This is a genomic window from Streptomyces sp. NPDC041713 (genome assembly GCF_055591085.1).
Window position 1 is genome coordinate 66,590 of sequence record NZ_JBVIZY010000020.1, and the last position, 11,381, is coordinate 77,970.

The window sequence follows — 11,381 nt, forward strand, 5'->3', positions numbered from 1 at the left end:
CAGGCCGGCCCCGCTAGCCTCTCCCACCAGCACCCCCTGCCCCCGCCCTCGCCCCTGCCTCTGCCACGCCAACTCCCGCCCCCCGCAGCTCTATTGACGGACCTGTCAGCCCCGCCGGGCCGGGGACGTGCAGGCGACAGGCCGGCCCCGCCGCCGTGGGGCCGGGGGCGCCCCCGCACCCCTGCCCCCACGGCGGCGGGCCCCTGCCGGAAGACGGTGAAGGCCCCCCGCCCCGCCGCCTAGCCCAACCTCCCCCCCTTTTTTTCAGCACACACCCCCGACAAGGAAAAGGCTGTGGCCATGGAAATGACCTGTATCGACACACAACAGCAATCGGCGGAAACGGCACGCCGCACCCGTGACAATCTGCTGCAGCAGATGGAGGAACATCTGCGCGCATTCCTCTCCGCCGAGCACGAGTTATGGGCGGCGGTGAATGAACGCGCGGTCGGCGCCGTCGACGCACTGAGCGAGCTGGTCGCCGCGGGCGGCAAACGGATCCGCCCCGCCTTCTGCATCGCCGGCTACCTCGCCGCCGGCGGCGAGGCCCACGACGGTGCCGTCGTCGCGGCCGCCGCGGCCCTGGAGATGCTGCACGCCTCGGCCCTCATCCACGACGACATCATCGACGCCTCCAGCCACCGCCGCGGCCTGCCCACCGTCCACACCCGCCACTCCGCCCTGCACCGCCACCACCGCTGGCAGGGCGAGTCACGCCGCTTCGGCGAGGGCGTGGCCCTCCTCGTCGGCGACCTGGCCCTGGTCTACTCCGAGCAGCTGATGGCGCCCGTGCCCGCGGCGGCGGGCGCGGTGTGGCACCGGCTGCGCTCGGAACTGATGATCGGCCAGTACATGGACATGAGCGCGGCCGCCGAGTTCAACGTCGACCCCCAGCTCTCCCGCTGGATCGCCCTGGCCAAGTCCGGCCACTACACCATCCACCGGCCGCTGGCCCTGGGCGCGGGCGCGGCCGGCCGCCCCGACCTCGCCCCGGCCTTCGAACGCTACGGCGAAGCGGTCGGCGAGGCCTTCCAGCTCCGCGACGACCTGCTGGACGCCTTCGGCGACTCCGCCGCCACCGGCAAACCCGCCGGACTCGACTTCAGCCAGCACAAGATGACCCTCCTGCTGGGCTGGGCGATGCAGCGCGACCCCCGCATCCACCACATGATCACCACCCCCGGCCACACCCCCGAAGAGGTACGCCGCCGCCTGCTGGACACCGGCGTCCCCGACGACGTCGAAAAACACATCGCCGCCCTCGTCGACCAGGGCCGCACCGCCATCGCCGGCGCACCCATCGCCCCCGTATGGCGCGAGGAGCTGACCGCCATGGCCGAACGGGCCGCCTACCGCACGTCCTGACCCCCACACACCCTGCCGCCCCGCGCCGGGGTGCGGGTCCGGGTTCCACGCCGGGCAAGGCCCGCCGGGGGCGCCCCCCGAAGTGCCCGCGCGAGTGGGGGGATTGGCCCCGCTGCAGGGGGCGGACCCGCGCCGCGCATCCCGCACGGGGAGGCGACGGGCCTGGGCCCGCCCGGCGTCCCCGAAGTGCCGCCCGTGCGGGCACGGAGGGCTCCGCTGCAGGAGAGGGCCCGGGTCCCGCGTCAGCCAAGGACCGCCTGGCAGCCACCGAAGTGCCCGTGCGGTCAGGGCAGTTCGCCCCGCTGCAGGGGGGTAGCCGGACCCGGCGCCACGCGCCCCGCCACGGCAGCGTCCCCCTCGCCGAGCGGGGCGCCCGCCCGGGCAAGGCGGTGCACAGGCGGCACCCGGCAACTGGCACCAGGGCCCGGACGACTGAGGTGCCCCCGGCCGGGCCGGCTTCACATCCGCCGGAGGCCGCGTCGCGGGCGCCTCGAGGCGCGCTGGAGTCCCCGTATGCCCCGCCCCGCCCGCCGCCCCCGCGCCCAGCCCCCCGCGGCAGCGGCGCCCCCGCTCCCACCAGGCACGTCACGCCACCGGGCGGCGGCACCGCGTGTTCCCGTACCAGCCGACAGGGCCGCAGGCCAACAGCCCGCAGGGAAAAGGCGGTTGGGCAAAGACCGCCGCCCACGGCGGCACGCACCGCATGATGCAACCACATATGCACCGGAAGGGCGGCCACGATGACTCTGGACGCACACGGCGCCGACAGGAGCGCGAGCGGCGGCCGCGGCCATGCCGTGGTGATCGGGGCGAGCCTGGCCGGACTCACCGCGGCCCGCGCCCTGGCCAACTCCATGGACCGGGTCACCCTCATCGAACGCGACCGCCCCCCGCACGGCACCGGCCGGCGCCGCGGCGTCCCCCAGGCCCGCCACACCCACACCCTGACCACCACCGCCCAACAAGGCCTGGAACAGCTCTTCCCCGGCATCGGCGCGGACCTCGAACGCGCCGGAGCGATCCGCCTGCGCATGCCCCAGGACATGCTCGTGCTCGGCCCCGGAGGCTGGCTGCCCCGCTTCGACAGCGGCCTGTCCCTGCTCAGCGCGGGCCGCGACGTGATCGACGCGGTGATACGCGAGCGGCTGCGCGCCGATGACCGGGTGGACTTCCTGAACGCACACGAAGTCGTCGCCCTGCAGCCCGACCGCAACGACACCGTCACCGGCGTCTGGGCCCGCGGCCGCGACCGCACCAGCCCCGACGGCCGCGGCCCGCGCCGGCTCATCCCGGCCGACTTCGTCGTGGACGCCTCGGGAAGCAGCTCCCGCGCCCCGCACTGGCTGGCCGAACTCGGCTACGACACGCCCCGCCAGAGCGCGGCCGGCGCCCCCACCACCTACGTCTCCACCGTCTTCGCCCCGCCCGTGGGCCACGTCGCCGACTGGCAGGGCCTGCTGCTGACGGCCGCACCCGGCCACCCCCACCAAGGCACCCTCACCCCCATCGAGGGCGGCCGCTGGTCGGTGACGCTGTGCTGGAGCGACGGCCGGCCCCCGCCCGCCGACCACGCCGCCCTGCTGCGCGCCGCCGCCGCACTGCGCCACCCCCTGCTGCACGACGTCATCGAGGCCGCCACCCCCCTCGGCCCCCTCTACACCTGCACCCGGACGGACCACCGCTGGCGCCACTACGAGAAACTGCGCCGCTTCCCCGACCAGTTCCTCGTCCTGGGCGACGCGCTGGCCACCCTGGACCCCGCCCACGGCCAGGGCATGACCCAGGCCATCCAGGGCGCGCTGGTCCTCGACCACCTGCTGGCCGGCCACGGCACCACCGTCGGCCTCACCTACCGGCTGCGTCGCGCCCTGGCCCACCGCCTGGCCCCCGCCTGGCAGTCCAGCACCCGCCACCTGCGCACCACCACCGGCCAGGACGCCCCCACCGGCCTGCGCGCCCACCTCGCCCGGCGCCACACCGCCAAGATCGCCGCCGCCGCACCCACCGACCCGCACGCCGCGACCCTGCTCGTCGCCCGCCTCCAGGCGGCAGGACCGCTGGCCGCCGTACCGCACCCCGCTCCCGCCCGCCCCGCACCCGCCCGCCCCGCGCCCGGCCCCCTGGACCCGGATCCCGCCGCGCCGCCCAGCTCCACCCACGGCCCCCGCGCCCGCCGCCGCCCCGCCCCCCGCCCCGCCGCCCCGGTCATCGGGGTGGCCACCGGCTCCGCCCTGCTGAACCCGCCCGGCTCCTCCGCCCAGTGGCCGCCCCCGGCCCCGGCCGCCAAGAGCCGCAGAACCTGAAACACCCCCCTGCCCGCCGCAGGAGATGCGGGGGAGGGCGGACGCGGGCACCCCACCCCGTGGACATAGGCTTCGACCATGACAAGAAGGCAGCAACTAACCGCTGTTCAGGCCGACTTGGGCGACCCGGGCAGGGTCCGCGGCCGCAACTCACCCTTCTCGTACGCCCTGTTGGACACCGGCCGCACCCCGGCACTCGAGAACAACTCGAAGACCCCTCAAAAAGTGGTGGAGTTGGGGCCGGGTTCCGGCTCGAGCGCGGTTGTCGGCCCGCTCAGGGCCCCGATAGCGTTCCTTCCGCTCCAGGGCACGGGCCCGTTTGCGCCGCTGCAGGCCGCCCCCACCGCCGACCGTCCACCGGCCGGCGCGGGTGTGCCTGTGACCACTGAGCGGCGAGGGGAGGGCGCGCGGGCATGAGCATCACCGAAGATGCACCGCAGCGGGAGCGGAGCAAGACGCCGCAGGGCGAACGCATCGCCGACTGGGCCGACGGACGCCTCGGCATCTACCAGTGGCGCACCCTGATGCGCAAGGTCTTCCCCGAACACTGGTCCTTCATGTTCGGCGAGATCGCCCTCTACAGCTTCATCATCCTGATCCTCACCGGCCTCTACCTCACCATGTTCTTCAACCCGAGCATGGGCGAGACGGTCTACGAGGGCCCCCACGTCCCGCTGCAGGGCGTGCAGATGTCGGAGGCCTACGCCTCCACGCTGCGCATCAGCTTCGAGGTCCGCGGCGGCCTGTTCATCCGCCAGCTGCACCACTGGGCCGCCCTCACCATGATCGCCGCGACGATGGCGCACACCCTGCGCCACTTTTTGACCGGCTCCTTCCGCAAGCCGCGCGAGCTGAACTGGCTGATCGGCGTGGTCCTTTTGGTCCTGGTCACCCTGGAGGGCTTCCTCGGCTACTCGCTGCCCGACGACCTCCTCTCGGGCACCGGCCTGCGCATCGCCGAGGGTGTCACCCTCGCCATCCCGCTGGTGGGCACCTACCTGACGATGTTCCTCTTCGGCGGCGAGTTCCCCAGCACCGACGTCATCCCGCGCTTCTACAGCTTCCACATCCTGCTGCTGCCCGGCATCATCCTGGCCCTGGTCACCGTCCACCTGATCCTGGTCGTCTACCAGAAGCACACCCAGTTCCGCGGCCCGGGCCGCACCCAGCAGAACGTGGTCGGCCAGCCCCTGATGCCGCACTACGCGGCCAAGGCCGGCGGCTTCTTCTTCCTGGTCTCCGGCGTCCTGTCACTGATGGCGGGCATCGCCCAGATCAACGCCGTCTGGGTCTACGGCCCCTACCGCCCCGACCAGATCTCCCAGGGATCCCAGCCCGACTGGTACATGGGCTTCCTCGAAGGGGCCCTGCGCGCCTTCCCCGCCTGGGAGTTCGCCGTCGCCGGCTACACCGTCAACATGGGCGTGCTCGTCCCGGCCGTCGTCCTGCCCACCCTGCTCATCGGCATCGCCTGCCTGTGGCCCTTCATCGAGGCCTGGATCACCGGCGACAAACGCGAACACCACCTGCTGGACCGGCCCCGCGAACAGCCCACCCGCACCGCGTTCGTCTGCTCCCTGGCCGCCTTCTACCTGGTGCTCTTCTTCGGCGGCGCCAACGACATCCTCGCCGAACGCTTCCACCTGTCGATGAACTCCATCACCTGGGGCGTGCGCGTCGGCGTCTTCGTCATCCCGGCCCTGACCTACCTCATCACCAAGCGGATCTGCCTGGGCCTGCAGCTGCGCGACCGCGACAAGCTCCTGCACGGCCGCGAGACCGGCCGCATCAAGCGCCTGCCGCACGGCGAGTTCATCGAGGTCCACGAGCGCCTGGAACGCGGACAGGAGTACATGCTGCTCTCCCGCGAGATCCACCAGCCGCTGCCGGCCCCGCCGCGCGAGGACCGCGACGGGGTGCCCAACCCCAACTCCCGCACCGAGATGGTCCGTCACCGCCTCAGCCGCTGGCTCTCCGGCGGGCAGATAGCCGCCCCCACCGAGCAGGAGATGCGCCAGGCCCTGGAACACCTCGACCACGGCCCGGCCGGCGTCAACGGCCACGCCCCGCTCAACGGCCACGGCCCGGCCGCCGTCAACGGCCACACCCCGGTCAACGGCCACGGCTCCGCCAACGGTCATACGCCAGGCGCCGTCGAGGGACGCGAGCCCGACCAGCAACGGCACTGACCCAGCGGCCCGGCCCCTGCACGGCCGGGCCGCCGACAGCGGCGCGGGTGACCAGGGGACGGGTCACCCGCGCCGCCCGCATCCCGCCCCCTCGTGCCGCCCGCATCCCGCCCCCGCGCCGCCCGCATTCCACGCCCGCACCGCCCCGGCACCCCGGAGCCCCGGCCTCCCGCATCCCGCCCCCGCACCGCCCGCCCCCCCCACGCCCGCACCGCCCCGGGCTCCCGGAGCACCGGCCTCCCGCACCGTGTCCCGGCACCCCCGCGTACCGCCCCGCACCGCACCGCACCGCGCCCGCCCCTCCCGTGCACCGCACGCGCCCGGCCCCGCCCGCCGGGCCGCCGGTCCCGGGCCCCGCCCGGCCGGGGCCGCAGAAGGGATGGTCCTCATGCACCGCCCCCCAGGCCACCGCGACCGCCCCCGGCCCGCCCTCACCCCCGCACCCCCACCCCCACCCGGGCCGGGCACCCTCACCGCCGGCACCGCCGCGCGCACCGGCCTGACCCAGGAACTGCGCGGCCGCCAGCGCCGTTACGTCGGCGCCATGCTGGTCCGCACCGCCTGCGTGATCCTGATGGCCCTCACCTGGAACCGCTGGCCGGCCGTGGCCATGTGCGCCCTCATCGGCGGTGTCGCCATCCCGTACGTGGCCGTGGTGGCCGCCCAGGCCGGCTGGCGCCAGCAACGCGGCGAGCGGGCCGCCCTGGCCCCGCTGCCCGAGGAGAACACCACGCGCACCCCCATCGAACCCACCCTCATCCTGCCCCCCGCACACAACCCCGCACCCTGACCCGCCCGTTGACCCGCATCCCGCACCAACTTCCCGTACAAAACGCCGAGTTGAAGGGCGCCGGCCGCCGCTTCTGCCCCGCTCCCGCCGGCGCCGGGGCGCCCGTGGTTCTCCTGGCAAGTGCGCCGCGCACACCGCCACTTGGAGTGACCCACGTCACTTCGAAGGGCTCTTGGTGTGGGGCCCGGCCCGTGTCACTATTTCTGCAGACCTCCCCTGCCCGAAAACGAAAAGCCCCCTCCCTCGCGGAGCGTGGAGCCTCGGCGGCGGGGGAGCTGAGCCGGGCCCGGGACACCGCACGGAAATCCGCGCAGGAAACCGCGCGCCGATCCCAGGGCCCCTCCTCCCTCTCTCTTTTCCGGACACCGGCCGCTGCCGCCGCGCGCGGCAACCCGCCCCGCTGCCCGGCGCCTTCGCGCGGCCCGCGTATGCCGCCGGGCAGGACACCGACCGCCCGGCCCGCCACGGCCCGCGTCCTTTTTGCGCGCCCTGGCGCGCCGCCGCCCGTAACCGCCGCCGCTCACACCGGCGCCGCAATCCACCCATGGAGGAATGATGTCGGGAACCGCCGATCCGGCAGGTGTCTACGCCGCAGTCGAGGAGTCAGCCGGGCTGCTGGGCGTGGCGTGCGCGCGCGAGAAGGTGTGGCCCATCCTGAGTGCGTTCGAGGAGGTCCTGCCGGACGCCGTGATCGCTTTCCGGGTGGCGACCAACGCGCGCCACGAGGGGGAGTTCGACTGCCGGTTCACCGTGCCCAAGGGCATCGACCCCTACGCCACGGCGCTGGAGAAGGAACTCACCACCCCTACCGGCCACCCGATCGAGTCGCTGGTCACCGAGGTGCAAAAGCACTGCGCCGTCGACAGCTACGGCGTCGACTTCGGTGTCCAGGGCGGATTCAAGAAGATCTGGGTGTACTTCCCCGGCGGCCGCCACGAGAGCATCTCCCACCTCGCGCAGGTGCCCTCCATGCCCGCCGCGCTGGCCCAGAACGAGGACTTCTTCGCCCGCTACGGCCTGGCCGACAAGGTCGACCTGATCGGCATCGACTACGCCGGGCGCACCATGAACGTGTACTTCGCGGCCTCGCCCGAGGTGGTGGCCCCCGACACCGTGCGCGCCATGCACCGCGAGATGGGGCTGCAGGAGCCCAGCGAGCAGATGCTCGACTTCTGCGGCAAGGCCTTCGGCGTCTACGCCACCGTCAACTGGGACTCGCTGAAGGTCGAGCGGATCTCCTACAGCGTCAAGACGGAGAACCCCCTGGAGCTCTCCGCCCGCCTGGGCAGCAAGGTCGAGCAGTTCCTCAGGACCAACCCCTACGGCGCCGGCACGCCCAAGATGGTCTACGCCGCGGTGACCTCCGGCGGCGAGGAGTACTACAAGCTCCAGTCGTACTACCAGTGGCGCACCAACAGCCGGCTGAACCTTTCCTACATCGGCGGGCGCTCCTGACGCCCCGCAAGGCCCCGTAAGGCCCCGCAAGGCTCCGTTAGGCCCTGGGTCCCGCACGCACCGCAGCACCCCTGCGCACCACACCTCACACCCGTCGAAAGGGAACAGCGCACATGTCAACTGAAGCCACTCTCGGGCGCTTTCGCGAATACATGGTCGGCCCCTCGCGGTTCATGAGCCTGCTGTCGGTCTTCGAGCTCGGCATCATCGACCGGCTGCGCGAGCGGCCCGGCCAGAGCGCCGCCGAGCTCGGCCAGGCCGTCGGCGCCAAGCCCGACGCCGTGGAGCAGCTGCTGTTCCTCCTGCTCAAGGAGGGCTTCGTCGCCCAGGACGAGACCACGGGCGGCTACCGCCTGGACGCGCTCGCCGAGGTCGCCGAGAGCGACATCAAGCGCGCCCTCACCTACATGAACATGATCAAGGTGGTGGCGCTGCGGCAGCTCTTCTACCTCACCGACAGCGCCCGCACCGGCACCATCGTGGGCCTCAAGGAGCTGTACGGCACGCAGGGCGGCACCCTCTACGACGCCGTCGCCGACCACAGCGACCTCAACGACGCCTGGCTGACGCTGATGAACAACGTCACCGCCAACATCGACCCCTGGTTCTTCTCCAACATCGACGTCCCCGCCGGCGCCCGGGTCCTGGACGTGGCCGGCAACACCGGGCTCGGCGCGATCCACACCTACCGGCACAAGGCCTCCCCGGGGCTGAAGGTGACCACCTTCGACCTGCCGGAGAAGGAGAGCGCCTGTCTGGCCAACTTCGCCGAGCACGGCGTGGCCGAGCACTGCTCCTTCATCGGCGGCAACGTCTTCGACGAGATCCCCCAGGGCTTCGACACCGTCCTGATCAAGCACTTCCTGGACATGTTCGACAAGGACGACGTCTTCACGATCCTTCAGGGCGTCCACCGCTCCCTGGACATCGGCGGCCAGGTCCACATCATGGTGCCGGTCTACCCCGAGGACATCCGCGACGCCGACAACTACAACGTCGACTTCTTCCCGGCCTTCTTCATCGGCTGCACCATGGGCCAGGGCGGCCCGCAGAAGATGTCGACCTACCAGCGGTGGCTGGAGGAGTGCGGGTTCAAGGTCACCAAGGCCATCACCAAGGACCCCGCCGAGGTCCCCCACGACGTCATCCCCGTCCAGGCCATCCTGTGCGCGACGAAGGTCGCGTGACCGGCTGAGCCGGACACCGCGCGGACCCCTGAAAAAGGGGGGCCGCCGCTGTCTGCCGCGAACAAGCGCCGACCGGCACATGGAGGACACATGTCCACACGCACGGCACCGACCGGCATCGACCGGGTGTACGCGGCCATCGAGGAGGCGGCCCGGCTGGCCGGCGTCACCTGCACGCCGGACAGGGTCCGCCCGATCCTGAGCGCCTACGCCGAGGACCTGGAGCAGGCCGGGGTCGTCTACAGCGTCTCCAGCACCGAGCACGCCCCGGCCGACCTCGACTACACCGTCACCGTGCCGACCAGCAGCGGCGACCCCTACGCCACCGCCCTGGCCCACGGATTCCTCCAGGCCACCGACCACCCCGTCGGCGGCCTGCTGGCCGCCCTGCAGGAGCGGTGCGCCATCGCCGAGTACCTCATCGACGGCGGCGTCCTGGGCGGATTCAGCAAGATCTACGCGCACTTCCCGCAGGACGTGCAGCCCGTCACCGAGCTCGCCACCCTGCCCGGCATGCCGCACGCCCTGGCCGGCCACGCCGCCCTGTTGGAACGGCACGGCCTGAGCCACGTCGCGATGACCGGGATCGACTACCGGCGCCGCACGGTGAACCTGTACTTCACCCAGCTCTCCGCGGCCTGCCTGGCACCGCAGAACATCCGCGCCCTGCACCGCGCCCTGGCCCTGCCCGAGCCCGACGAGCAGATGCTGGCCTTCGCCGGGCGTTCCTTTCGCATCTACACCACGCTCAGCTGGGACTCACCCGGCGTCGAACGGATCTGCTACGCCCCGCCGCCGGCCCGCGGCTTCGATCCCGCGGCGCTGCCGGTGGCCATCACCGGGCAGGTGGAGCGCTTCGTGCGCGAGGCCCCGCGCGCGTACGAGGGCGATCCCATCGTGATCGCGGCCGTCAAGTGGGAGAGCGGCGGCAGGTACCTCAACCTGGGCCCCTACCACCAGCTCTCCCCGCTCATGCGCCAGGTGATCAGCGCCGTCCACAACGGCCGCATCTGAGAGACCCCGCACCCGCTGTGCCGCCCGGCACCACCCCCGCCTGAGCCCGGACCGGATCCCGGTCGGGGCTCAGGCCTTTTCTTTGTTCCACCCGCCTTCCGAAATCCGCCTCGGCCCCGTTCCGGCGGCATATTCAACGCATTCCCAGGGGCCTTCTTTTTGTTTCCACCGGTGCGTGCCGCACCATGCCCTCATTAAAGTTGAACATTACACCATGTTCAGGAGTGTAACGTCGGAACGGTGTTGATTTTGCTCCGGTGAATCAGGCAGGATCACAACGGACCGTCACGGAATCCACGCCGAAAAGCGCCGATTCCCGCATTCAGCTCACTATTCGAAGAGGGGACACCCATGTCTGATTCCGCCCAGGCCCAGGGCTTCGCCGACGCCGCCGAACTGCGCGCCGCCAACCGCGCCACCGTCGAGCAGTACATGCACACCCGGGGACAGGACCGGCTGCGCCGGCACGAGCTGTTCACCGAGGACGGCCGCGGCGGCCTGTGGACCACCGACACCGGATCCCCGGTGGAGACCGTGGGCCGCGACCGGCTCGCCGAGCACGCCGTGTGGTCCCTCGGCTGCTTCCCCGACTGGGAGTGGTACAACATCCAGATCTTCGAGACGCAGGACCCGAACCACATCTGGGTGGAATGCGACGGACGCGGCAAGATCCGCTTCGGCGACTACCCCGAGGGCTACTACGAGAACCACTTCCTGCATTCCTTCGAACTGGACAACGGGAAGATCAAGCGCAATCGCGAGTTCATGAACCCGTTCCAGCAGCTGCGGGCGCTCGGCATTCCGGTGCCGGAGATCAAGCGCACCGGCATTCCCACCTGAGAACCACTCGAATACCGCTGGATCGGAGTTACGTCATGGAAGACGTTATACGGGAGATTCGTATCCGCGGGGCACTTCAGCAACCCGACTGGAGTGACATTTCCCAGCTGAACCGGGTCGCGGAGGCGCTGGCCGCCCGCCCCCCGCTGGTCCAGGGCGATGACCTGGCCACCCTGCGCACCCTGCTCGGCAAGGTCGCCGCGGGCGAGGCGATGGTGCTGCAGTCCGGTGACTGCGC

Annotated in this window: 9 protein-coding genes; all 9 read left to right on the top strand. The window is 72.0% G+C overall.

The window, feature by feature from the left end; translation table 11 throughout:
* Positions 1–300 precede the first annotated feature (300 nt).
* Positions 301–1,365, top strand: a complete 1,065-nt coding sequence (locus tag ACZ6CV_RS35560) for a polyprenyl synthetase family protein (protein ID WP_469255841.1) — start codon at positions 301–303, stop codon at positions 1,363–1,365.
* 740 nt (positions 1,366–2,105) lie between these two features.
* A complete protein-coding gene (locus ACZ6CV_RS35565; RefSeq protein WP_469255818.1) occupies positions 2,106–3,668 on the top strand; it encodes an FAD-dependent oxidoreductase in 1,563 nt (520 codons plus the stop codon).
* Positions 3,669–4,081: 413 nt separating this feature from the next.
* Positions 4,082–5,857: a cytochrome bc1 complex cytochrome b subunit gene (qcrB, locus tag ACZ6CV_RS35570; RefSeq protein ID WP_469255819.1), complete on the top strand. Its 1,776-nt coding sequence runs from the start codon at positions 4,082–4,084 to the stop codon at positions 5,855–5,857.
* A 388-nt stretch (positions 5,858–6,245) separates the two neighbouring features.
* Positions 6,246–6,647: a DUF3099 domain-containing protein gene (locus ACZ6CV_RS35575; RefSeq protein WP_469255820.1), complete on the top strand. Its 402-nt coding sequence runs from the start codon at positions 6,246–6,248 to the stop codon at positions 6,645–6,647.
* Positions 6,648–7,199: 552 nt separating this feature from the next.
* Positions 7,200–8,102, top strand: coding sequence for an aromatic prenyltransferase (locus ACZ6CV_RS35580; protein ID WP_469255822.1), 903 nt, complete (start codon positions 7,200–7,202; stop codon positions 8,100–8,102).
* 113 nt (positions 8,103–8,215) lie between these two features.
* Complete coding sequence (locus ACZ6CV_RS35585; protein ID WP_469255824.1) at positions 8,216–9,289, top strand: methyltransferase; 1,074 nt, start codon at positions 8,216–8,218, stop codon at positions 9,287–9,289.
* A gap of 90 nt (positions 9,290–9,379) precedes the next feature.
* Positions 9,380–10,303, top strand: a complete 924-nt coding sequence (locus tag ACZ6CV_RS35590) for an aromatic prenyltransferase (protein ID WP_469255826.1) — start codon at positions 9,380–9,382, stop codon at positions 10,301–10,303.
* 351 nt (positions 10,304–10,654) lie between these two features.
* Positions 10,655–11,143: a PhzA/PhzB family protein gene (locus tag ACZ6CV_RS35595; RefSeq protein ID WP_469255828.1), complete on the top strand. Its 489-nt coding sequence runs from the start codon at positions 10,655–10,657 to the stop codon at positions 11,141–11,143.
* Positions 11,144–11,178: 35 nt separating this feature from the next.
* On the top strand, positions 11,179–11,381 hold a 203-nt coding region (locus tag ACZ6CV_RS35600; protein WP_469255830.1), incomplete at its 3' end, for a 3-deoxy-7-phosphoheptulonate synthase.

Excerpts from the sequence above, each read along its gene's own strand:
- ACZ6CV_RS35560 (WP_469255841.1), top strand. The coding sequence starts at position 301 with ATGGAAATGACCTGTATCGACACACAACAGCAATCGGCGGAAACGGCA.
- ACZ6CV_RS35565 (WP_469255818.1), top strand. The coding sequence starts at position 2,106 with ATGACTCTGGACGCACACGGCGCCGACAGGAGCGCGAGCGGCGGCCGC.
- qcrB (WP_469255819.1), top strand. The coding sequence starts at position 4,082 with ATGAGCATCACCGAAGATGCACCGCAGCGGGAGCGGAGCAAGACGCCG.
- ACZ6CV_RS35575 (WP_469255820.1), top strand. The coding sequence starts at position 6,246 with ATGCACCGCCCCCCAGGCCACCGCGACCGCCCCCGGCCCGCCCTCACC.
- ACZ6CV_RS35580 (WP_469255822.1), top strand. The coding sequence starts at position 7,200 with ATGATGTCGGGAACCGCCGATCCGGCAGGTGTCTACGCCGCAGTCGAG.
- ACZ6CV_RS35585 (WP_469255824.1), top strand. The coding sequence starts at position 8,216 with ATGTCAACTGAAGCCACTCTCGGGCGCTTTCGCGAATACATGGTCGGC.
- ACZ6CV_RS35590 (WP_469255826.1), top strand. The coding sequence starts at position 9,380 with ATGTCCACACGCACGGCACCGACCGGCATCGACCGGGTGTACGCGGCC.
- ACZ6CV_RS35595 (WP_469255828.1), top strand. The coding sequence starts at position 10,655 with ATGTCTGATTCCGCCCAGGCCCAGGGCTTCGCCGACGCCGCCGAACTG.